Origin of the sequence: Bartonella sp. AA16NXGY (genome assembly GCF_042197325.1) — a bacterium.
GTDB lineage: Bacteria > Pseudomonadota > Alphaproteobacteria > Rhizobiales > Rhizobiaceae > Bartonella.
On record NZ_JBHIRR010000005.1, the window covers coordinates 120,023 to 144,366 of the forward strand.

Genomic DNA, 24,344 nt, shown 5'->3' on the forward strand with positions numbered 1-24,344 from the left:
AATTTGAGGCAACCACATTCACAACAACAAAGAAAGAATAAAGTATCATGAATGGTTCATTGGTACTCCTTCATCTTGCCGGCGCTATTTCTTTACTTCTCTGGGCCACACGCATGGTGCGCACAGGAGTTGAACGCGCCTATGGTGACAGACTTAAATATAAAATGTGCCACGTCGTTTCAAAACCATTGTTTGCCGTAAGTTTTGGGCTTTTTACAGCAATGATTTTACAAAGCTCTACAGCAATAACACTCCTCGTTGGCTCTTTCGTTGAATCTGGTTTTGTCTCTGGAGTAGCAGGACTTATGGCTGTACGTGGAGGAGAATTAGGATCAGCAATCGTTGTAAAAATTCTCACCTATGACCTCACTCTTGTTGTACCCTTGTGTCTTTTAATTGGCACTTGTATCTTCATGACAACAGAAAAACGTGAATGGCGTCAAATAGGACGTATTGTCATCGGTATTGGTCTTTTGATTTTATCTTTAGAGATGATAAGTACCGCGACAGAACCTTTACGTGAAAGCGAAATTTTGCCTAGCATCATTCGTTATCTTTCAACCGATCCTATTTCCACTTTTTTGTTGGCTGCTGGCTTAACCTACCTCTTACATTCATCCATTGCAGGAATCATTTTGCTGGTCAATTTTGCCAACTACGATCTTATCCATACGCAACTCTGTGTTGTCATGGTTCTTGGTGTCAACTTTGGCTCTTCTCTTATAGCACCACTTTTAACGCGCAACGCCTCTCCTAATACCCGCCTCGTTCCCTTAGGAAATTTACTCATGCGTGGGGCAGGGTCAATCCTTATACTTATCTTATTTCTCTCCTTTCACCCTCCCATCACATGGCTTGGCAATAACGCCCCTACTCAAGTAATCAACACCCATATCATTTTTAATGTTTTCATTCTCCTTGCTGGAATACCGCTTTCAAAATGGGTTTTAAAATTAACCACTCAGATCGTGAATATAAGTGCAAAAAAAATGCAAGCCGACAAAACGCTCAATTTATCCGATCAAACAGCTCTTGATGACAGTGTTCTTGATCGCCCAACTCTCGCCCTCTCGAATGTCATGCGTGAAGTCATTCATATTTGTGATCTTGTAGACATCATGCTAGAAAAAATTATGGGACTTTATGAAAAGCCTGATCCCAATATTATTCGTGAACTCAACCAACTCAACACCATATTGGACAAAAAACATATCGCCATCAAACTTTATCTTGCACGATTAGCGGGACAAAAATTATCTGACGAAGAAGCTCTTCAAACGCAAGAACTTCTAGGTGCCTGTATAAAATTAGACCAAGCAGGCGATATCATTATTCATAATATGTTGATGCTGGTTAAAAAGAAACAACAAAAAGGTTTACAGTTCAGCAGCGAGGGCTGGAGTGACCTCCTTCGTTTCCACGCCATTGTACTAGCCAACGCGCATATAGCATTTAACGTTCTCGTCTCACGTGATACACACACTGCACACCTATTGGTACAAAAAAAAGATCAACTACGAAACTTAGAAAAAGAGATGAGTTTAAAACATTTTAAACGTCTGCGTGAAGGGGATCTCAAAAATGTAGAATCATCCAGTCTTCATCTCGACACTGTGCGCGACCTCAAACAAATCAACTCTCTTTTGACCTCAATGATCTACCCCATTTTAGAAGAACAGGGACTTCTTCAAAGTTCTCGTCTACGCAACCCTGCTGAAGAACAAACAGAAAAAACTTAAACCTTTCAAATAACTTGAATAAAACACACATCACATCGATTATTCAATTTTGAATATGGTCAAGATATTGATTTAATCAAAATATCTTATTATTCGACAATTTAAATGAGCTTTCTGCATCGTAAGTTTCTTTCATTTAAAATCTATACATGATGAATTGCTCAAAGTCATCTGCTTGCACATTACAAACAAAGCAGCATGTAGAATAGAACTCTTGAAGAAAGACGTAAAAATGCCTAACCATCTCAAAGCCAAGACTGTTAAACACATAAAGAGTAGGTCAAGAGTATGATAGTTCCAACCTAAACCCGCCTTGTAAAAAGGGAACCGCTTCACAGTAGCAGCGAAACAGAAATACTCTATAAGAAATACAAAACCCCACAAAAATGCAACATTTATATCAAGATTGGTAGAGGTTCAACCTATACAGCCATGCTATAACGTATCAACGAAACAGTTTTCATTTCAAACATCATTGATATCAATTGGCAAGCTCCAAACTTTTAAATATCCATTTTACTTATTGCTTTAATCACAATTGTTTTTTAATGTAAGAGAGAGATTTAAAAAGCTTATAAATACACTTTATGAGTTCTTAGAACATTTCTACTAATATTTTCTTCTTTTATTCATATTTATCAATTAATTAATTTATTTATAAATTAAAATATGTTGTATATTTATACTTATTAAGTATTATTATGATATAAATGTGAATATTATTTTTATATAAAGGAAAGTAATAAGTAAAATATCTAAAAGAAATATCCTTTCCACTGGTTAAAAAAGGAATAAACCTTGATTTTTACAAAGTTTACTCTAGTTACAATTTAAATTCAGGCAAAGGAGGGTATCATGGAAAATGCAAACATCGGTTGGATTGCTGCTATTATTATCGGCGGGATTGCAGGTTGGGCAGCACAGTATATTATGAAAAGCCAAACAGGAATATTGTTAAATATTATCTTAGGAATTATTGGCGCTGCGCTAGCAAGCTTTCTTTTTAGTCTTTTAGGTGTAAGTTTTGCTGGTTGGCTTGGCTATCTTATTTCAGGTTTTATAGGAGCCTGTATTCTTATATGGATAGGACAAAAAATTCGATCATAGAGTATTTATTTTTTACACCTTTTGGAATTCAATACAAAACTAGGAAACAACGAGCAGAGTTTGAAATATTTTCTTGTAACTTGGTGTTACCAATTTTGATATGATGGTGAGATGCTTAAGCTGCGATTTTAGGCATACACCATCACCGTATTATAAAACGAAATGCAGTAAAGAACTTTATAACGCACCATTTCATACCTATATAAACTTACGCATATCAGGAGAGATATGTTGCGTTATTTTAACGAAATACGAACTGATTTATGTACCACGTGCGCAAATCCAGCATATCTCACTGTAATAACAATTCATAAGGTTACAAAAATCACTAACGATGATTAAAAATTCTACCGTATAATGCTTAACACCTATACACTCTATCAACAATACCCTTTTTACCGAAAAACTCGAAGCGCTTTTTTACATTCTTAAGAAATAAAGAGAGACGGCAAGAATAAAATGATAAATATTTTTTCTAATCTATGAAATAAAATAGTATCTAAAATAAATATGAAAATTAAATTATAATGTGTTTTTTTAAATTTATTTTTAATAATAAAAATATATAAGTAAAAATTAATAATATTAATGCAAATTTATTATAAAATTAATACACATTATGTGATGTAATATTTCAAAATTTTAATAATATAATATATTTTGCAAAAATATATGCATTACTATAAACTTCTTGATTATAAAGAATACGATCTCCTTTACATCTCAATTCAAAAGATTTGAATATCTCTTCTCTTTCTAAAGTATAAAATAAAGTTTTGTTCCTCTTAAAATTTCCTCTTTATATCATCTTGCATAGATGAATTTTTAGCTCTTCTTTATATGCGTTACAAACGAATTTTAAAGCACGAAACATTTTTCCCATTGCTCTCATGCGATAAAGAAATTTCCGTAATGCATTGTGAAAGCGCCTTGAACAAAACATAATACTTTATTTTGCTTTTTTAAATGAAAATAATCCTATAATATATACTTCCTGCATATCTTCTTTTAAAGACCTTTGCTTTCGATTTTCCCTTTGATATCTTCCTGTTAAAATCTTGCTGCTTTTATACTCCTTGTATTACAATAGAGCTATCTATTTAACCCAACATAACATATGGAATAAGACTTTAGCTGTGGAGTAAAACGATGTCTGATCTTGAAGATTCCATCTTACCACCTCTAAAGTGGTTCTCTGATCAAAATCCTCCAATACCAGAAAATGTTCGCGATTGGCTCATGGAATCGGGCTCAATGACGCTTCGATTAAAGAAATATTGTACCTGCCTCCAAGTTCAACCACAACGCGAATGTTTTATTACGCGAGATAAATTAACAGAAGAAGCAGAGCATCTCCCCGAAAATGCGCGTTATTGGCTACGCGAAGTCATATTAATGGGAGATAATAAACCTTGGCTCCTTGGACGCACTGTAATTCCACAAGAAACCCTCCTACACAATCAAGCCTTGATGCATTTGGGAACTGTACCTCTAGGACATTATTTATTTAACAATGACAAATTAACCCGCGATTACATTCATATTGGTCAACAAGGTGCGCTATGGGCACGCCGTTCCCGTTTGCGGTTAACGGGTAAGCCATTGTTGCTAACTGAACTATTTTTAACAGATTCACCACTGTATCCCCACAAATAGAGGTTACTCATTTTATTCTGCATAACTTATAGATTTCATATAGCTTATAAGGGATTTAATCAGAGAAAAGAATTTCAAAATTATCTCAAGAACACATTAAAAACAAAGATTTCTTTTCAAAATATCCTTTTATTTCATCAACTCAGCTTAAAAAATCTCTTCCCTAGAAAAAACGTTCTAAAATTCTGATTTTCTTATCATTAAAACCAGCACTTGAATTAAAAAGATACACACCATATTGATAAAACCATCTATATTTAAATTTCTTGCTGAATAATCACTACTCTAAAATACGGTAACTCTTTATCAAACAAATGCTTTGAAACAGCAAAAAAGACAATAATACACTCCCCAAAATTGGAAATCTGTATCAATTAGCTTAATCATTCTGTTTTAAAATTTTTAACAGTGCTGACAATAGATCTTTTTAAAAAAGTAAAAACTCTATAATCTTTTTGTTTTTTAATGGTCTAACAGCTTTGAAGAACAGAAAAATATAATACTTAAAAGAATGTTTATTGCTCTATAAGAGCCAAAAAAATTTCGTTGATATCAAAAAAATATTTTTTTGATAATAGTATGTATATAAAAAATAAATGATATTTATCAACATCCTACTGACTTACAAAGGCGACGCACAATAAAAAATATTTTCCAATCCCCTTGAATTAACAAGATCTATTGCAATTTTTGACGAAGACTATTGCACACTTTAGAAAAATTCATTTGCCCCGCATACCGTTCCTTAAGCCATGCCATCACCTTACCGATATCGCGTAATTTTTCTGCCTTTGTTTGTGCCAAAGCTTCACAAAGAACCTGTTCTACTTCCATCTCCTTAAGTTGATAGGGAAGAAATTCACGAATAACTTCTATTTCTGCTTGTCCTCTCTCTGCCAATTCCAAGCAACCAGACTCTTTATAGGCTCGCATCAATTCTTCACGCTGTTGAAGCATTTTAGTGAAAACAGACTGTATCTGCTGATCATCCACTTCTAGCTTCCCTTCATCATAATAAAGAATATCACGATCCCTAACTGCAGCATTCATTAAACGAAGTGTAGCAAGACGCGCACTATCTTGCGCTTTCAAAGCAGCCCTAAGAGCCCCATCAATCTGGTTACGCAACATAAATTTATCCAATTTTTGTTCAAGAAGAAGATGCCTTTTAACCAATCTTTATCCATCTTGCAATGGAGAATAAAAAATAATTAAGGACTCGATCTTCGAAAAGCTAAAACAAGACTTTACCTCTTCATGGAATGTACTTATACTGCCTACTTCAAGCGAAACGTTACCAGAATAATATACACAGCATCTGCTAAAGGTATGATTTTTGTGTAAAGTTGATCATTATACCTTTCAGAGAATAAATTGTGGATACATACTATGATACAAGCGACTTCACCCAGCCACCCTTGGAGTATCAAAAAACCGACAGCCCTCTTAGTCTTAGCAGATGGAACCGTTATTGAAGGCAAAGGAGCAGGTGCTACAGGTATAGCTGAAGCTGAAGTGTGTTTTAACACCGCCATCACAGGCTATGAAGAAATCCTCACAGACCCGTCATACACACAACAAATCGTTAATTTTACTTTTCCTCATATAGGAAATGTAGGGGCAAATAGCGAAGATATTGAAGATCTCTCTCCTCTCAATTGTCATGGTGCTGTTGGCGCTATTTTCAAAGCAGACATTACACATCCCTCAAATTATCGATCCAATGAAAATCTTCATCAATGGCTTAAAACGCGTAAAATTATTGCACTTTGTGGTATTGATACACGTGCACTCACAATTCTTATTCGTGAAAAAGGTGCACAAAATGCTGTCATTGCACACGATGCTAATGGAAACTTTGATATTCCTTCTTTAAAGAAACGTGCGCAAAAATGGCAAGGTCTCGTCAATCTTGACCTTACGAAAGACGTGACATCTCAATCATCAATGCAATGGAATGAAAAACCATGGAGTTGGAATAAAGGATACGGTACAAACAATGTGCACAATCTTCATATCATTGCAATTGACTACGGTATTAAACGTAATATTCTTCGCCTTATGGCAACACAAAAAGCACGCATTACTGTTGTGCCTGCTCACACAACTGCAAAAGAAATTCTGGCAATAAACCCTGATGGCGTTTTTCTTTCTAATGGACCAGGAGACCCCGCAGCTACGGCTCAATATGCCATTCCAACAATCAAAACATTAATTGATCATAATTTACCAATTTTTGGAATATGTCTTGGTCATCAACTTCTCGCTCTTACGGTTGGTGCAAAGACCGTGAAAATGCACCAAGGACATCATGGTGCCAACCACCCAGTTAAAGACCTTAACACTGGAAAAGTTGAGATTGTATCGATGAATCACGGTTTTGCCGTAGATTCTTCCTCTTTACCACAACATGTTCAAGAAACACATATTTCTCTCTTTGATGGTTCAAACTGTGGTATTCGAATCATTGGAAAACCTGTTTTTTCTGTTCAATATCACCCCGAAGCTTCTCCTGGACCACAAGATAGCCACTACCTCTTTCAGCATTTTAGTGATCTCATTATGAATTATAAAAAAATATCTTAAAATAAAAAGCCTCACCTTTTAACTTCTCTCCTTTAAATTATATCATCTTCCTACGCACAATTATATTATTTTTATACCTACAACTTATTGAATAAATATTCTTATTGATCATTCTAAAACTAAAAAGAGCGCTCTGAATAGCTTAAATTTTTCTCATTCCTCTCCTCTTAAGGTCGTATCCATCAAAATCATTGGTTTCTCCCCCCAAGCAAGATAAGTGGGTCGATAAAAACCATTTTTAAAAAGAGTAAAGTGCCTAATATTCAAATAAGCATTTGATTCACAATACAATTTTAAGCATTCTATTGTGCATGAGAAACATAATCCCTCCTAAAGAATAAAAAAATTAAAGTGTGAGACAGTGCAACAAATCTCTACTTTTTAAAAGATATTGCCGTAGATGGTTTTGAAAACTGTAAAGTCGAATAAAAAAGTAATCGCAAAACAGAAAACATCTTTTCAATTTTACAACGTTATATTCTTCCAAAATGAGGTTGTCTTTCGATTCCAGAAATGATGCCAACAAATATAAGCAATATTTTACTTCCAATTTGCCATATAAAATTTGGAATTGTTCATACAATACTGATACATCTAACTCAGATACGTTTTAATCTTTTTTTTTCAATATGCTGCTACATTAGCACTGGATATTAATTTGCAAGCAATAGAAAAAATACGGTCTCCCCTATACAAACAATATCACAAAATAAAAAAATTATTTTCACTAAATGAGAAGGATATATCGATATTCTATACAACACTTTGTGAAACAAATATCACAAAAAACTTTCTGCCTATAAAATGATACATTTTGTTTATCTTGTGCATTCTCTAGCAAAATAGTACGTACCAGCCCCTCTCAACAAATTAACGTACCCGCAAGACAAAAATAACTGTCGCAACAACAAGAAGAAAAAAGCCTCCAACAAAAGGAGCACCAGAAAAATAAAACAGTGCATTTTTATCTGTAAAACATTCAAAAAGAAACACATAAAAAACAGAACCAAATGTTAAACTCAACGAAATAACAGATGTCATCGCTCCTTGCAGTTCTCCTTGTACATTTGTCGGTACCTGCGCTGAAGCAATAGCACGTATAGGTGCATGAACAAGATACTCAAGCATAGTACACACACAAACCATATAAACCATCCACCCCTGCGTCGCAAATGTATAACCCAGCATAGCAACAGAGGCAAACAAAAGCCCTACTATAACAATATGCCAATCACTCCATCGTTTAGAAAAATAAGGCAAAATGAGAGCGACTACAATAAATTGACCTATCCCAAAAACACTATAGGAGAGTCCAATAGAAAAAGAACTCCAATCATAGCGTTCTTTTGCAATGAAAGCCCAAATGCTTAACCATACAGATTCCGCAAACCAATAAAGAAAAAAGACCAATAACACCCAAAGAACCATCGGGTATTGTTTCAGATGCCAAAAAGCACCTAAGGGATTTGCCCGCTTAATATCAAAAAAGCGCCTATTCCATAAAGAAAGGGTTTCTGGAAGCATAACCCAAGAAAAAATAAAATTAATGAGTGAAAAACCAACAGCAAAATAAAACGGAATACGCGGACCAAACTGACCTAAAAAACCACCAATAAACGATCCTAAAATAAACCCCAATGCGGATGCAATGCCTAACAGACCAAAATTGCGTGTACGGGTTTTATCATCAGATATATCCGCAAGATAAGCTGTACAAGTTGCAAAACTAGCGCCACTTATCCCTGACAAAAGACGCCCGATAAATAACATAGAATAGCTCCATGCTATAGCACATATGAGATTATCAAGAGCAAAGCAAATAATAGAGAGAAGCAAAATAGGACGACGACCATAACGATCAGAGAGATTGCCAATAACAGGAGCAAACAAAAACTGCATCACTGAATAAGCTGCAAGTAATTTTCCTCTTTCTACAAAAGATGTACTGACCTCTTTTCCAGTTAATTGAGAAAAATATTCAGGCAAAACAGGACAAATGATCGCAATACAAAGAATATCTAACAATAAAGTGATGAACACTAAAACGAGCCCACGCTGAACAAATTTCGGATTGAGCATTTGGTCTGGCATAACATACACACTATTTTACGCATACAATGACTCCCCCGCTCTCTTTTAACTCCCGTTTCCTTTTAAAAGTATTCTATACCGTATACTTTTCACATACAAAATAATAACAAAGTAAAAATTTAAGTAAGAGTCAAGATAAAACTATAAAATTACGTTTTAATTGGTATATATTTAATTGCTATCTCATTGTCAAAGAATAAAAATTTTTTTGCATTATACGAACAAAATATTTGTGCGACAAACTCATGAACAAAATTTCATGAAACACAAAGTATTTCCAATAGTTTTAGAGACATTATGATGAATTTTATCAGACATCGTTTCCCCCTCTCATCCCACCGTTTTCAGGAATCTCAATTCCATCAGATACGTTAGATATACTATAGTAATTGAAACCTTTTAAAAGATAAGCTCTTAAAAAATTTTCTTACCCTCAGAATATGCTATAAGGTTAAAGCAGCATCACCAGAATAGCTTAACAACGTAAAAAGCTCATCATATTTTTAAAAGTATTTATTTGACAATAATTTTGATTAAAAAATAAGTATATTATAGAGAAAGTTCTTTAATTCTATAATCTTAGAAAATATTCATATCGCTTGCAATTTGTGGAACTTTATTTTATCTTTATATTCATTGATACTCTTAATGATTGTATGCTACCATTAAATCTAACGATGATCATGATAAGCATTTAAAAAAATAGCACTTTTAGAAATAGTTCGTCATGAATTTTTAATTCAAAAATGGTGTATAAAATGCGAAAAATATCCCTATTAATTCTCATATTAATGTTGGTAACAGGATGTGATGTTCAGGATTCTGATTCACAAGAGAGTATTTTAGAAAATAAAATAAAAACACAACAAACAACCAACGTAAACCTAGATCCCTATACTCTAAATAAATTAAATACTCTTCTCAAAAAACGTTCAGAAACAAATTATCAGGAAAAAGGGGCACTAATTGACTTTCTTTCTGAAGCTTTTTTAGGGACACCTTACCAAGCAAATATGTTACATGGCTCAGAAAATACACCAGAAAAACTGATTATTGACTTTAGAGGCTTAGATTGCTTCACTTATCTGGATTATGTTGAAGCATTGCGCAAATCAACATCCCAAACAGAATTCATAAATAACGTCATAAAAACGCGTTATATTAACGGTAATGTTGATTTTTTAAATCGGAAACATTTTTTTACGGATTGGGCTTATAGAGAATATAAACTCGCCACTGATATTACCGCTGAAATAAGTCCCCATGCGGTAAAAATAGAAAAATATCTCAACAAAAAAGCTGATGGTGAAAGCTATCTACCTGGGTTGCCAGTTGTGAAACGCACGATAACGTATATTCCAAGTAACTTTATTAATGAGGAGGTTATAGGTCGTTTACAGTCTGGTGATTTCATTGGTATTTATACGAAACTTGCTGGATTGGATGTAACACATGTGGGCTTCTTTATCATGACAGATAAAGGGCCAATGTTAAGAAATGCTTCTTCACGAAAAGAAAACGAAAAAGTCGTTGATTCTCCTTTTATGAATTATGTTGAAAAAACACCAGGAATCATTGTTTTAAGAGCTCTTGAATAACATCATAGCGATATGAAATATCTTCTCTATTCTTAAAATATATACTGTCGTTATTCAGGTAAACATCTAACTTCGTTCAAGCTATACGGATACAATATATTTGTTTACAGTTTTAAGAGAAAAAAGTCGTTTTGATCTAACTTTGTTTATAGGTATGACAAAATCATTTTTGGAGAAATCACGGATTTGTAATCACTTTTACTGGTTGAAAGATTAAAGACAGAAAAGACTCTATTATAGTATCACGCTTTCCTTTCATATTCTCAACCAAGAGTTATCTTTAGATTACCGCTAATCTGATCTTTACGAATATAACGCAAAAAACACAAACGAACGTTTGTAAAAATAAGTAAAAGTAAAGCCAGATATGTTTGGTGTTGTTTCATAAAGTATTTTATAAAAATTCAATCTACCTCTCTAATTTATTGCATATAAATTTTTGACTGTATAGCATTGTTTTCCTTATAAAGTCTTTGCTTTTTGTTATTGTCTATCAATTAAAATAGCTCTAATGTAGAAGCATATTTATGATTAGGATGCACCAATACTGTACGAGTCCTTGTAAAATTTTGATGCCAGATTGGAATGAAAATATGAAAGCATCAATTAAAACCAGTTTCTATCTTTAGCATCATTCTTTAGTTCAGCTTTGCGATTTTCTACAGCAACGACAATAATATCCTTCAAAGAGTAGAGACATGAGCATTATTTTTTTTCATTCTTTAATGAGTCCCCATCCTTCATGCAATAAAGAACACTCTAAACAGAATCCATTGTATCGATAAAACAATACATTTATTAGCAACAATAATGATGATTAATCTATGATCACAAACTTTAAAACCCTATTCATAACTTTTATATAAAATTTATAATTAAATCTCATTAAACTTATTACGAAGGCTTCACTCCTCTTCGCCCTAAGAGACGAAACATCTACTCCTGAAAGTCTGTAAACAATCCGTTCTCTTAAGTGGATTTAAGCTGCTAACCATTTCATGAGATTCACTTACAAAAGAATACAGCGGTAAGTCCTATTTTGAATATTTACTCCATACTCTAAAAACACTTAATAGATCAATTTTATATGCCTTATCTCACCACACCTTAAATGACAGTGTTTTAACGAAATAGAATAAATCTTGCCTTAAATACTCTGTTTAACCTTGTATACTTGATTGATGCAAAAATAAAATGAACAAAAGAGCATCATCGTATTTTCGAAAGGTATGAATCGCTCCATCATAAAAAAACAGTCCTTATAACATAACAGACAATTTGAAAAAATCTTTTTATATAAAAGGGATCACCGTTGTACCAGGAGGCAATTTTGCCTCATCTTCAGGCTCGACATGAATAGAAATACGCACATTATCAAATTCTTTTTGAAGAACAGCTTCGATTTTATCACAAATTTTATGTGCTTCTCCTACCTGCATTATAGCAGGCACAACCAAATGAAACTCTATAAAAGTAACCCTCCCAGCAACACGCGTCCGTAAATCATGGACCTCAAGCGCACCCGATGCATTTGCAGAAATCAGCTCCCGAATCCGCATGCTTTCATTCAATTCAACGCCAACATCCATTAATCCCTGAACAGCACTTCTAATCACCTTCCAGCCCTGTAAGAGAATATTAACGGCAACGATTATCGCTAAAATTGGATCTAAAGCTCCCCATCCTCCGACAAAACCAGCAATCAAACCAATTAAAATTGCAAGCGACGTAAAAACATCAGTTATAAAATGTACTCCATCAGCTTTAAGAGCCGGTGAGCGATGGAGTTTTCCCTGCCCAATAAGAACCATTCCCCACATACAGTTTATGACAGTTGCAATAAGATGAATAGCAAGCCATATTCCAGGCTTCTGCAACAATTTAACGGTAGAAAGAGCTATCCATGCTTCTCTTAAAATAACAATTGCCGCAATAATAATGAGTACCCCTTCAAGAATTGCGGAAAAATATTCCGCTTTATGATGCCCAAAGGGATGATCATGATCTGCTGGCTTCATACTCACTTTAACAGCCCACCATGCTGCTAATGACGCAAGAATATTAACGATTGATTCCAATGCATCAGAATAAAGTGCAACCGAACCTGTGATGTGATATGCCCAATATTTCAAAGCAAAAACAATACACGCAATAAAAATAGAGTATAAAGTTAAGCTTTGTATATTGATTTTTACATCCATGAACCTCATCCTTTTCTTCACGAAATAGGGAATTAATATTTTCAACCATATCATTATACTTTTGGCATAACGACGATCTTTCCTCAATATTACAGAAGCTTCATCATACAATAAACGCCTCAGCTCACCATTATTATCGTAAAAACTGCTCAGTTACACGAACAGCACCAATAAATAAAGAAGAGAGAAAATAATAGAAAGAAGAGTTTTCCCAAGAGCAATCAAACACATAACCTTCATTATTAATCGTTTTCTGAATAACTTAAAGCCATCTCACTTCTCATAAACGAAAAACTTGTTTTTGCTCAAATCTATCATGATCATGCATTATTTTTCAGTCTTATGATGTGCATTATAACCCATCTATAAGCCATCTTTGCACCTTAGAAAAAATATCTTAGCACTCTACGGTAACTTTACAGGTCAACTGGATTTTAAAATATGATTTACTAAAAAATTTAGATATAAAAAGAAGAACAATGATTACCCTCAAAAAAAAGAATCTGGGCATTGGGGACCCAGATTCTTTTCCCTTAGAAATTAAGGGCATACAGAACTTGGGAAATAGCGGGGACCCAAGACACTGCACCCGATACAAGAAAAATATATGATTCCGTATCAGTATTTTTACATTATACCTATGGTTGTATATTGTCAACATAAATTCTACCATAAGTTTTAAAAAATATTTTTTTATCTCTTCTTTTTAAATAAAACAAATTCTAACATCTGGAAATCATAAGAAAAAAGCACTAAAAATCTCGCATGCATTTGAATATCATAACAATCAATGAAACAGATGATCCACGCCTAAAAGCCTATCATAATATCCGTGAAAAAGATCTTGTTGGACGGCAACATCAATTTATTGCTGAAGGCAAAGTAACATTGTCCGCATTACTACATTCGAAAGAGTTTTCTGCCATCTCACTGCTCATCGTAGCAAACCGTCTCTCTGGACTTCTACCGCTTTTAGAAAAAACACAGCCTCTATGTCCCATTTATTGCGTTCCACAAAAAGTTATGGATAATATCACCGGCTTCCATGTTCATCGTGGTGTTCTGGGTATTGGTAAACGCAAAATACTGCCACCCTTACAAAGTTTTTTACAACATCTTCCAGAAAAAGCTTTGATTCTTGTTTTATGTGGTATCTCGAATCACGATAATATGGGATCAATTTTTCGTAATGCAGCAGCCTTTGCCAGTAATGGCATTATTGTCGACAAAACCTCATGCGATCCACTTTATCGCAAATCAATAAGAGTGTCTGCCGGCGCTGCTTTAAAAGTACCCTATACGCAAAACGCTGATATAGATGACATTATAGCTGCTCTAAACGATGAAAACTTTCATCTTTATGCACTCTCCCCTTCTGCCTCACACACTCTCAAGCAAGCCAACAAAACCAAAAGAATGGCACTTATTTTTGGAACAGAAGGCGATGGCTTACCACCCCATATACTACAACAATCAAACACCTTACGTATTCCCATGACTGACGGTTTTGACAGCCTTAATGTTGCCACAGCCTCAGGTATTGCACTTGCTCATTTTACCAACTTTGACCACTAAAGATGATAACACTTCAAGTTATAAAACATACCCAATGTTGTATGTTATCTATCAGTCTCCAATAATATTGCCGTTCCCTAGCCTTTGAAAGCATTGATAAAAAACATTTTTACATTTTCTTTATCATCACTTTCCACACCCTAACCCCGCTTATGACGTGTAAAAGATATAATTTTGATGGATTCAATCATAAAACAAACTTTCAATGAGAAAATCTTCCGGAAGTCTCTCATTCAAGTTTAAGATTAAAAAATATCATTATAAATCAATTTACTATGCTTTATAAAGCTGTTGTTTTTAGTTCTGAGGAAACAGAATCTTTTGTTTCGAGATTACATAAAACGCGCTTCAACATCATTTCAGTATCGGCTGCACGTTCTGAATGTGTTACAAATCCTCCCCCAAGAATACGCGCCTCATGACCATTTCCATCATAAAGAACGCAAGCTTGCCCTGGTGCCACACCATTTTCACATTCCAATAAATCAACGGAAAAAATACCTTCTTTATAATGTAAGCGCGCAAGGTGAGGAGGACGCGTTGAACGCACCTTTACAGCCACCTCAATACCTTGAGAAGGGAAATTATCTAACGACTCATCACCAAGCCAATTCACATCACGTAAAAAAAGCTTATGCGTTTCTAACATTTCACGCGGTCCAACAATAACACGTGCATTTTCCACATCGAGATAAACCACATAAAGCGCTTCACCCGTTGATACCCCAATACCACGACGTTGACCAACCGTATAATTAACAATTCCCGAATGTTTACCTAAAATCTTTCCATCAATATGGACAATAACGCCAGGATTAGCTGCTTCTGGACGCAGTTTTGCGATAACATCTGAATATTTTCCTTGTGGAACAAAACAAATATCCTGACTATCATGCTTATTGGCAACCACAAAGCCCATTTCTGCTGCCATTTCACGAACGCGGGCTTTTGGAAGGTCACCAAGTGGAAAACGCAAATAATCAATCTGTTCTTGTGTCGTTGCAAAGAGAAAATAACTCTGATCACGATCATTATCGAGAGGACGAAAGAGTGCTCGATGCGCTCCGTGGGAACGCGAACGAATATAATGTCCCGTAGCCAAAGCATCTGCTCCCAATTCGCGTGCCGTTGTTAATAAATCAGCAAACTTAACCGTTTGATTACATGCAATACATGGTACTGGGGTCTCTCCATGAGCATAACTTTCTGCAAAAGGATCAATAACAGCTTCGCGAAAGCGCTTTTCATAATCAAGAACATAATGCGGTATTCCTAGTGTTTCTGCAACGCGGCGTGCATCCTCAATATCTTGTCCTGCGCAACACGCCCCCACCCGATGCGTTGCTTCCCCATGATCATAAAGCTGCAACGTAATGCCAATAACATTATACCCTTCCTTTTTCAAAAGACCTGCAACAACCGATGAATCAACCCCCCCCGACATTGCAACAACAATGCGAGAATCCTCAGGTTGTCCTGGTAAATCAAGACTGTTTAAAAACATGTATTCATTCTCTATTTAATGCTCTGTTTAATGGCTAGCCATATGTTGACATTCTGATGCACGCTCTTTAGCACTTTTACACGATTGATTGTCTTTATATTATTTTTTTATCCTTTCCACAACCATAGGCATTACTTTCTTAAAAGCTGCTGCAAACAAAAAAAGAATGATGGAAATAAGGCATAATGGTAATCGTTTAGGAGAAAACCTTTTTTCTCTTTTGAAAAATCCGGTAAAATATTGCAAGAATCTCTTCTACACACTTCAACTTGAGCTTCTTTTTACATACCCAATCACTTTATTAATTTTTTCTTTCAGCGCTTTTAGCTCTTTTTTAAATTTCATGCTCTATAAACGAATCAAGTCCTTGACTAAAGGTAGAGGATACGAATGAGCAACTTGATAAAAACACAAATGAAATATGTTATTGGGCCAGATGGAAGTCCGCTTACAATTGCCGACCTACCGCCGCAAACAACACGGCGCTGGGTGATTCGTCGCAAAGCTGAAGTTGTTGCGGCTGTCAGAGGTGGATTGTTAAGTCTTGACGAAGCGTGCCACCGTTATACTTTGACTGTAGAAGAATTTCTTTCATGGCAAAGTTTAATCGATGAACACGGTTTAGCGGGATTACGAACGACCAAGATTCAACACTACAGGCATTAAGTTGCCATTGATTAATAACATAAAGCAATCTATAAAACAGCCAAACTTGATAAAAGTTTGGCTGTTTTATACTATATCCAAAAGATAAACCTGAAAGAATGGATTTTTCAATAATTGCTTTTATCATCCAGCCATTAAATTAGCCAACCATTGAATTAGATTGAATCAAAATATCCTTATCATCCGCAGCAATCTTCTTTTCTCGTGCTTCCAAAAGCTGTGCACGTTGCAGCTCTGTATTAGCTTCATGGAGAGCAATTTCAGCATTTGTTTTTTGAAGTTCTAAATCACGAATTGAATTGATCAGATTATCACGTCTTTGCCGCGCTGCACGCGCAAAAGCAGAATAAGCAAAATGGTGAACATCATTGTTTCCAGATTTACGTTCTTCATGAGTAATCTGTGCTTCCAACTCTAACACCATTCGTTCAAATTCTGCGATCATCATCTCAAGCTGTGCAATTTCACGGCGCTTTCCACGCACTTGAAACATCCTCAATCGCACCATATTTTCTCGTGGCTTCATACTCACTACTCCTTGATTGCGCCAACTCAAAACTCGCATTCACACCCAATAAATATCTTTTAGTTATATATCTATCCGACAAAAACAGTCTATTAACTTGAAATTATAATAATTTTTGCCTTGCATTAAAGCATCTGAAAATACAATCTGCTTTAAAGAGCAATAACTATTTCTTTAACTTTTCCCCCATTATAAACTGAAGAGGTTTAAAGCTCAGTAAATAAACACTGAAATTGTAAAAAAGTAATTTATAAAGCTCTTTTACAAATTTTTTTAAGTTAAAGTTTATAGAAAAAGCCCTCCTTTTTTATTATGTTAAAAAATATAGGATTTTTCTAAAATAATTTTGTAGCCTCTTTCAAAAATAAAAATATTTTGTTAACCACTATCATGGATAGTGGGGAATTTAGTAGTGATTGTTACGCGTACTACTGAAATGTTCATAAACGCTTTGTTATAAGTGTTTGATTTAATGAATTGTTTTTATAACAGTGGTTTTGCTAACTGATATAAAATAGAAATGCTCCTTATGATTCGTGAAGGAGCAAAGTGAGGGATCTAAAATGCGCGTATTATTAATTGAAGATGATAGAGCAGTTACTCAAAGCATTGAGTTGATGTTAAAGTCGGCTAACTTTAATGTTTATATCACTGATCTGGGTGAAGAAGGTATCGATTTAGGAAAACTCTATGATTATGATATCATTTTGCTTGATCTGAATTTGCCTGACATGTCAGGGTATGATGTCTTGCGGACTCTAAGGTTGGCAAAAATAAAAACTCCTGTCCTAATCCTTTCTGGTATGAATGCCATTGAAGACAAGGTTCGTGGTTTTGGCTTTGGAGCAGACGACTATATGACGAAGCCTTTTCATAAGGATGAGCTCATTGCACGTATCCATGCAGTTGTTCGTCGTTCAAAAGGACATGCACAATCGGTTATTGTTACCGGAGATCTCACCGTTAACCTTGACACAAAAACTGTCGAAGTTGCAGGGCGCCCTGTTCACTTAACCGGTAAAGAATACCAAATGTTAGAGCTTCTCTCTTTACGCAAAGGTACCACCCTTACCAAGGAAATGTTTCTCAATCATCTCTATGGTGGAATGGATGAACCAGAACTAAAGATTATCGATGTTTTTATTTGTAAATTGCGGAAAAAATTGGAAGCAGTCTCTTCCAGTGTAAATTACATTGATACAGTTTGGGGACGTGGTTATGTATTACGTGATCCAGTTGAAGAGAACGTACGAAAAACCGCTTAAGCAGTGAACATGCACATTGTAAAATCTCGGAGTGTAGCGGGCCGAGATTTTTTCCCGAGATCTTTTCTCTGTTAAAAGTAGAGAACTCGCACACTAAAAATCTCATATAGAAAGCGCTTAAAGCTTAAGAAGTAACCACACCCAATTTACACATATAACCTTATCGCTCATAAGTTCAATCGAAGCCACTTTTCCCAACACAGCTTAAGCGCTTCTCTCTTATTCAAAGCTTTTTTACACTTTCTAAAACAATACAACCATCACTTTCATCAATATTTATTTTCATCTCTGTCATCTGAGCAAGTAACATTGTATAATAAAATTGGATGACATGTGCATCAATAAGCTCTTCTTGAACTTCTCCACGAAATAACGCAAGAAAATGAGGGGGTATACGGAGAGTTCTACCGAAAACCTCAAATCGAAAAGAACGTTTATTTTCTTCTTGCAAAATCATAACAACAATTTCACCACCACGAGAAACTGTTGCGTTTGCAATCAATAATAAATTAAGCAAAAGTTTAACTTCATCTTTTTCTAACAATAAAGAAGAAGCTTGCCATTTTAAAGTTGCTTTTTCTTCTTTCATATATTGTTGAGCAACCTGCTCTGCAGTCCGTGTATCTATTTGTCCTCCACTTGCACCAGCAAAACCAAAAGCCAATCGCGCAAATTGTAGACGTGCAGCAGCACTCGCAACGGATAAACGCACCAATTGTAAAGCATCTTCTTCAGCTCCTCCTTCATCATAAAGCTCCATTGCATTTTGAATAGCCCCCACAGGTGAAATCAAATCATGGCAAATACGACTACAAAGCAAAGCAGCAAGATCCATAGGCTTCAAAGAAATATCTAACGTCATAATGATTGAAAACTCCTAGATTCAAAAAAACAAACTTTATTTTAAAGAAAAACTCTTAACATCTGATGCATAATAGGAAACATTAACAATCATGCTAAAAAATTCAGAAATAAATTCAAGAATTTAAATAACCTTATATCTTATTTTTTATTTGAATAGAATGAAAATTCTAATATTATCTTTTTGTTTATCACTAATAAAAGGAGAAAACTCCATGGCTCTCTCTCTGCTCAAATACTGGTACAAAAATATTATATCTTTAATCTTCCTTTTATTCATCACCATAAACACTACACAAGCTCGACTAAAACCAATAGAGCAAAACGAACCTCATTATTCACTCCAAGAAATTATTGATTCTGGTCATATTTTTTTTGGAAAAACAGCCAGTGGTCTGGCTGTTGCAATTCAAAATATTTTTTCAAAATACGGTTATCCCAATGCCTATATTTTAGGAGAAGAAGCTTCTGGTGCCTTTTTTGCTGGATTAACCTATGGCGAAGGAATGGTTTTTACCAAAAGCTATGGTCAACATAAAGTTTTTTGGCAAGGTCCCTCAGTAGGATGGGATTTTGGCGGCCAAGGCTCCCGTTTAATGATCTTAGTTTACAATCTTAATGGCATAAATAATTTATGGAGACGCTATGGTGGTATTTCAGGTTCGGCCTATTTAATTGCAGGTGTTGGTTTTCATGTCCTAAAATACCACAATACCTTGTTAATCCCAATACGTACAGGAGTCGGCGCACGCCTTGGTATCAATATAGGATATTTAAAATTAACACATAGACCGACATGGAATCCGTTTTAAACGGTTTCTTATTTGAAAAGGGGTATTATGCTTATTCAATCATTTCTTTTTTTTATACTTGGAGTTGCTTTCACTTCCTGGTTACTGGTGCTTTTATCTCCTTTTATTTGGCGTAAAGCCGTTCATTTTGCGTATAAAGATGTTTGTGCGAAAATGCCATTATCACTCGCGGAAATAGAAGCAAATCACGATTTTCTTCGTGCACAACATGCTGTAGAATTAGCAAACAACCAACAAAAGTACGAATTTTTGCAAAAAAAATATGTCCAACAAAAAATACAACTGAGCCAAGTAACAGAACAATTTTATCGGCTATGCCTCCCCACAAAAGATACTCTCACCAAAGAAGCGATAGCAATCAAACAAAATATCGCCACACTATACACTTCCAAAGGAAAGACAAATGATGCGTGAAAAAGTCGCACACTATCAGCAACGCTTACAAAAAATCCAAACTCATGAGCTGGACACGACCGCTAACCACCAATTGCTAGAAGAACTCCGAGAAGAAACAAAAGAACTTGCAGCAACATTGGCAGCTCAAATAGCGCTACAAGAGGGGAATACATCACCCATCAACACATTGATTCAAAAATCCAAAAGCAAAAATGACCTAGCATCACGTATTCGCCAAAAAATAACTTTTCTCTCCAAAAGCCCTGTTAAATAAGTTATCTTTTAAAACACCTTAAATGAAGAGTAAAATCAACAAAGGTTCATTGTAACTTTCATAACCCAAATCCTTTTACTAAACGTGACTTTTTTGCTAAGCTAAAGGACAAAGTTTCTTAGCCCATACCGTTCTGTTAAAAAATATCTTCTTGTCTAGAAGCTTCACTTTCTAATCATATCACCGCTCTAAAGGACAACATTTCATAGGTCCTAGAAAGGAAATAATACCAAAACATTGGCCACACACTCTAACAAAAAATACCTTCTAAGATGGATCACCAATAAAGCTTTGACCATAATTTTAAGGATAAAAACACGCTCTCAAGAGTGATAAAAATCTCTTATTTTTTTGATAATCATATCCTGATCCGTTTGTGTCAAGTAAGGATGCATTGGTAAACTTAAAACACACTCTCCTAAAGACTCTGAAACAGAAAGGGAATCTTTTACATAAGGGAAGTGTTTATAAGCTGGCTGTTGATGTAAAGGAGTTTTATAATAAATCATTGTAGGGATAGAATTTTTTTGTAAAAAATCTTTTAATTTATCCCGTTCTTTTACCTTAATCGTATATTGTGCATAAGCAGAACGAATATTTTCTCCTATTTCTGGAACTGTAACAATATCTCTTAAGCCATTGGAATAGCGTTGAGCAATTTCTACACGCTTTTCCATTTCATCTTCAAAAATCGCAAACTTTTCTAGTAAAATTGCAGCCTGAATGCTATCTAGGCGCGAATTCATACCAATACGTACATTGTCATATTGCGTTTCACCTTTACCATGAAACAAAATAGAGCGTAAAAGTTCTGCAAAATGATCATCATTGGTCATCATAGCGCCTCCATCACCATAACATCCTAATGGTTTTGCAGGATAAAAACTTGTAGCAGCCACATCACCAAAAGCACCACACATAGTATTATCGCTTCTCCCCCCCATAGATTGAGCAGCATCTTCAATTACAAAAAGATTTTCCTTTGCAGCCACTTGAGCAATTTGCACATAGTCAGCAGAAAGCCCAAATAAATCAACGGCAATAATAGCCTTTGGCTTTAGACGTCCCTCTTTTTTTACCATTTCGATAGCGTGAGAAAGTTTTTCAACATCAATATTGAATGTATCAGGTAAAACATCGACAAAAACAGGTTCAGCCCCCACCAAAGCAACCACTTCAGCCGTTGCTGAAAATGTAAAACTAGGACAAAAAACAGCATCCCCTAGACCAATATTTTTAGCCATAAGAGGCATCTTCAAAGCATCTGTTCCATTAGCACATGCAATCACATGTTTAACGCCAAGATATTCTGCCAATTTCTCTTCAAATTCTGTTACTTTTGGCCCCAAAATATACTTACCACTAGCGACTACATGCGCAATTGCAGAATTAATTTTATCTTCAATACGCGCACGCTGCGCCCCAAGGTCGATGAATTGCATATTAACTCCATTGATCATCACAAGAATGCAAAAGCGCTACCTATCTCTTTTATCTATCATAATTGACATCAGCAGCTGTTAAAATCCGTAAAACAGCAACAGCATCATCACCATTTGTACGAGGTGATTGACGCGTTTCAATACAATGAAGGAAATGCCGTAATTCGCAAGTAAGCGGCAAATCTTCACAAACATCAATGTAATTCAGCTCATCCATGCTAAAAGCCCACTCTTGATTTTCTTTCCAAACGGCAAAATGGTGCATTGCCAATTTACGACTCCACGGTTCCATATCATCAAAAACGAGTATAGCCTTTGTTCCAACAACAGTTAAACGCCTCTCACGATAAGAACTCAAGCGTGAAGTAAAAAGATGACTACGCACACCATTTGGAAAAATCATATGAATATGAGAAAAATCAGAAATCTGATCAACGACAGCAGCCCCCTCACCGCGAATTTCGGAAGGTTCACATCCTGTCAACGCCAAAATCATTGAAAGATCATGAGGGGCAAGATCCCATAAAGCATCACTGTGTGTGTGAAATTTTCCAAAGCCTAATCTATGAGAATAAATATATCGCACATCTCCCACATCTCCGTTTTTCACCAATTCACACATTTTTTCAAAAGCTGGATGAAAACGCAAAATATGGCCCACCATAAAAACTCGCTCATAGGCCTCAGCCTCCTGAACTTGGCGTTTAGCATCAGAAACATTCAAGGCTATTGGTTTTTCCACCAAAACATCTTTACCATTTTTAACAGCACGGAGCACATTTTGCGTATGCAATTGTGGCGGCAACGCTAATACCAGCGCATCAATATCTCGATGAGTAAAAAGATCATCTGGTGTAACAACCTCTACACCATACAGTGTTGCAAAACTAGCAGCACGATCATTATCAATATCAGAAACTGCTGCTAAAGCCCCGAGAGAGTGGAGTGTCCGTATATGATTTTCACCCCAATGACCGCATCCTAAAACCGCTACACGTGGCACCATTTTCATGCCTTACCTTACTTTATCATATGAAAATTACACTTTTACATATCGAGGATAAAATAGAATGACAAGAGAAAAGCTTAAAAACGATGCTTGACATCTTACTATTCTACCCCTTATATCCGCAAAAGATGTAATTATTGACAATTATGATTGCTTATTTTGGCGGAGTAGCTCAGTAGGTTAGAGCAGAGGAATCATAATCCTTGTGTCGGGGGTTCAAATCCCTCCTCCGCTACCATTACTTTTTTATTGTGTGTGTAGTTTGCCAGCAGTGTAGCTGTAGCTTGCCAGCAGGTTTTGTATATTTTGACACTAGGTTTTGTACCAATTTATTTTTTTTCAAAGAGTTTTTAAGGGGTTCTCAAAGGGTCTTCAAAGACCTTTCAAAGATCATTTAAAGCCTCTTTTTCTTTTCTGCTCAAAATCGCAATTTGAGATGATCAATCATTGAGTTGGAATCGTATTATTTGAGAAGCAGCGTATATAAGATGGTATGACTTCTTTTAGCATAAATTGACTGATGATTTTTCTGTATCCTAAGCACATTATTCAGGACATTATTAAATAAGAGAAGCGTTTAAGGAATTCGGTCAACTTGACCAAATTGCTCTTCAGTATGCAATTGTGCAATGTTTGCACCATTGCTCCTTTGAGGAATTGGGTAAACAATACCCTATTGCTGTACTCATGCAATTGGTGCAAGTTGCACCTATTCCTCATCACGACCGATCAAAGGGTCAAGTTGTCCCTTTGATTTTCTGTCACTCAGAGGTTTCCTTTTCTCCTGCCTCTTTTCCCTTGTTTGGTGCCTCGAGTGTGATTTCTGTGGTGTATCCGCTTTGTTTTTCATAGCGGTGGGTGACGGTCGCGGCTTTCCATGGACCATTGATTTGCCCACGAAACCCTTGAAGGATGAGAGGTTGATCCGCCATGATTTCAGGGCGTCCCTCAAGGGTCAAAGAACCACTGCCTACAGCACGACACAACCTGTCCGACTCGGAAGCAGCAGCAGCTCGTGCTTCCTCCTCACAAGTGT

19 protein-coding genes, 1 tRNA gene and 1 pseudogene are annotated in these 24,344 nt (G+C 35.6%); 12 read left to right on the top strand and 9 right to left on the bottom strand.

Annotated features, from left to right (window positions below; translation table 11 throughout):
• The first annotated feature begins 47 nt into the window (after positions 1-47).
• The 3 genes from ACFINK_RS04650 to ubiC all read left to right on the top strand — a co-directional run bounded on the left by ACFINK_RS04650 (position 48) and on the right by ubiC (position 4,502).
• Positions 48-1,739: a Na/Pi cotransporter family protein gene (locus ACFINK_RS04650; RefSeq protein WP_375638345.1), complete on the top strand. Its 1,692-nt coding sequence runs from the start codon at positions 48-50 to the stop codon at positions 1,737-1,739.
• An 855-nt stretch (positions 1,740-2,594) separates the two neighbouring features.
• A complete protein-coding gene (locus ACFINK_RS04655) occupies positions 2,595-2,846 on the top strand; it encodes a GlsB/YeaQ/YmgE family stress response membrane protein (RefSeq protein WP_375611967.1) in 252 nt (83 codons plus the stop codon).
• 1,149 nt (positions 2,847-3,995) lie between these two features.
• Positions 3,996-4,502 (top strand): chorismate lyase, encoded by a 507-nt coding sequence (ubiC, locus tag ACFINK_RS04660; protein ID WP_375611966.1) that lies wholly within the window; start codon positions 3,996-3,998, stop codon positions 4,500-4,502.
• A gap of 678 nt (positions 4,503-5,180) precedes the next feature.
• Here the strand turns inward: ubiC and ACFINK_RS04665 are convergent.
• Positions 5,181-5,678 (bottom strand): GatB/YqeY domain-containing protein, encoded by a 498-nt coding sequence (locus ACFINK_RS04665; protein WP_375611965.1) that lies wholly within the window; start codon positions 5,676-5,678, stop codon positions 5,181-5,183.
• Positions 5,679-5,891: 213 nt separating this feature from the next.
• Between ACFINK_RS04665 and carA the strand changes: the two genes are divergently transcribed.
• Positions 5,892-7,088, top strand: a complete 1,197-nt coding sequence (carA, locus tag ACFINK_RS04670) for a glutamine-hydrolyzing carbamoyl-phosphate synthase small subunit (RefSeq protein ID WP_375628787.1) — start codon at positions 5,892-5,894, stop codon at positions 7,086-7,088.
• Positions 7,089-7,958: 870 nt separating this feature from the next.
• Here carA and ACFINK_RS04675 read toward each other — a convergent pair.
• Entirely contained in the window at positions 7,959-9,179 is a 1,221-nt protein-coding gene (locus ACFINK_RS04675; protein ID WP_375628786.1) for an MFS transporter, read from the bottom strand.
• Between the two features lie 758 nt (positions 9,180-9,937).
• Between ACFINK_RS04675 and ACFINK_RS04680 the strand changes: the two genes are divergently transcribed.
• Positions 9,938-10,777 (top strand): DUF1460 domain-containing protein, encoded by an 840-nt coding sequence (locus ACFINK_RS04680; protein WP_375638346.1) that lies wholly within the window; start codon positions 9,938-9,940, stop codon positions 10,775-10,777.
• A gap of 1,292 nt (positions 10,778-12,069) precedes the next feature.
• Here the strand turns inward: ACFINK_RS04680 and ACFINK_RS04685 are convergent.
• Complete coding sequence (locus ACFINK_RS04685; RefSeq protein ID WP_375628783.1) at positions 12,070-12,978, bottom strand: cation diffusion facilitator family transporter; 909 nt, start codon at positions 12,976-12,978, stop codon at positions 12,070-12,072.
• A gap of 765 nt (positions 12,979-13,743) precedes the next feature.
• Between ACFINK_RS04685 and ACFINK_RS04690 the strand changes: the two genes are divergently transcribed.
• Complete coding sequence (locus ACFINK_RS04690) at positions 13,744-14,553, top strand: TrmH family RNA methyltransferase (RefSeq protein WP_375628781.1); 810 nt, start codon at positions 13,744-13,746, stop codon at positions 14,551-14,553.
• 280 nt (positions 14,554-14,833) lie between these two features.
• Here the strand turns inward: ACFINK_RS04690 and mnmA are convergent, their stop codons facing one another.
• On the bottom strand, positions 14,834-16,057 hold the full coding sequence (gene mnmA / locus ACFINK_RS04695; RefSeq protein ID WP_375628779.1) for a tRNA 2-thiouridine(34) synthase MnmA: 1,224 nt from the start codon (positions 16,055-16,057) through the stop codon (positions 14,834-14,836).
• Positions 16,058-16,447: 390 nt separating this feature from the next.
• On the opposite strand from mnmA, the gene sciP reads away from it, so the two are divergent.
• Positions 16,448-16,723 carry a CtrA inhibitor SciP gene (gene sciP, locus ACFINK_RS04700; RefSeq protein WP_273790817.1) on the top strand — a complete coding sequence of 92 codons (276 nt, stop codon included), beginning with the start codon at positions 16,448-16,450 and terminating at the stop codon, positions 16,721-16,723.
• Between the two features lie 139 nt (positions 16,724-16,862).
• Here sciP and ACFINK_RS04705 read toward each other — a convergent pair whose 3' ends face one another.
• Positions 16,863-17,249, bottom strand: coding sequence for a flagellar export protein FliJ (locus ACFINK_RS04705; protein WP_375606932.1), 387 nt, complete (start codon positions 17,247-17,249; stop codon positions 16,863-16,865).
• 563 nt (positions 17,250-17,812) lie between these two features.
• Here ACFINK_RS04705 and ctrA point away from each other — a divergent pair.
• Positions 17,813-18,514: a response regulator transcription factor CtrA gene (gene ctrA / locus ACFINK_RS04710; protein WP_273790819.1), complete on the top strand. Its 702-nt coding sequence runs from the start codon at positions 17,813-17,815 to the stop codon at positions 18,512-18,514.
• A gap of 223 nt (positions 18,515-18,737) precedes the next feature.
• Here the strand turns inward: ctrA and chpT are convergent, their stop codons facing one another.
• Positions 18,738-19,376 (bottom strand): histidine phosphotransferase ChpT, encoded by a 639-nt coding sequence (gene chpT, locus ACFINK_RS04715; protein ID WP_375632317.1) that lies wholly within the window; start codon positions 19,374-19,376, stop codon positions 18,738-18,740.
• A gap of 214 nt (positions 19,377-19,590) precedes the next feature.
• Between chpT and ACFINK_RS04720 the strand changes: the two genes are divergently transcribed.
• The 3 genes from ACFINK_RS04720 to ACFINK_RS04730 are packed head-to-tail and all read left to right on the top strand — an operon-like array spanning position 19,591 to position 20,857.
• Positions 19,591-20,187, top strand: coding sequence for a DUF1134 domain-containing protein (locus tag ACFINK_RS04720; protein ID WP_375613340.1), 597 nt, complete (start codon positions 19,591-19,593; stop codon positions 20,185-20,187).
• 27 nt (positions 20,188-20,214) lie between these two features.
• The gene (locus ACFINK_RS04725; RefSeq protein WP_375628774.1) at positions 20,215-20,601 is read left to right on the top strand and encodes a hypothetical protein; all 387 of its coding nucleotides are present in this window, start codon (positions 20,215-20,217) and stop codon (positions 20,599-20,601) included.
• Positions 20,591-20,857, top strand: a complete 267-nt coding sequence (locus ACFINK_RS04730; RefSeq protein WP_375611955.1) for a hypothetical protein — start codon at positions 20,591-20,593, stop codon at positions 20,855-20,857. The genes ACFINK_RS04725 and ACFINK_RS04730 overlap by 11 nt, the downstream gene beginning before the upstream one ends.
• Positions 20,858-21,180: 323 nt before the next feature.
• Here the strand turns inward: ACFINK_RS04730 and ACFINK_RS04735 are convergent, their stop codons facing one another.
• Together ACFINK_RS04735 and ACFINK_RS04740 are read right to left on the bottom strand one after the other, a co-directional pair.
• Positions 21,181-22,299 carry a DegT/DnrJ/EryC1/StrS family aminotransferase gene (locus ACFINK_RS04735; RefSeq protein WP_375628772.1) on the bottom strand — a complete coding sequence of 373 codons (1,119 nt, stop codon included), beginning with the start codon at positions 22,297-22,299 and terminating at the stop codon, positions 21,181-21,183.
• A gap of 49 nt (positions 22,300-22,348) precedes the next feature.
• Complete coding sequence (locus ACFINK_RS04740; RefSeq protein WP_375612035.1) at positions 22,349-23,305, bottom strand: Gfo/Idh/MocA family protein; 957 nt, start codon at positions 23,303-23,305, stop codon at positions 22,349-22,351.
• Positions 23,306-23,469: 164 nt separating this feature from the next.
• Between ACFINK_RS04740 and ACFINK_RS04745 the strand changes: the two genes are divergently transcribed.
• Positions 23,470-23,546: transfer RNA gene (locus ACFINK_RS04745), tRNA-Met, on the top strand.
• A 523-nt stretch (positions 23,547-24,069) separates the two neighbouring features.
• Here the strand turns inward: ACFINK_RS04745 and ACFINK_RS04750 are convergent.
• Positions 24,070-24,344, bottom strand: a pseudogene (locus tag ACFINK_RS04750) (late control protein); the annotation flags it as partial.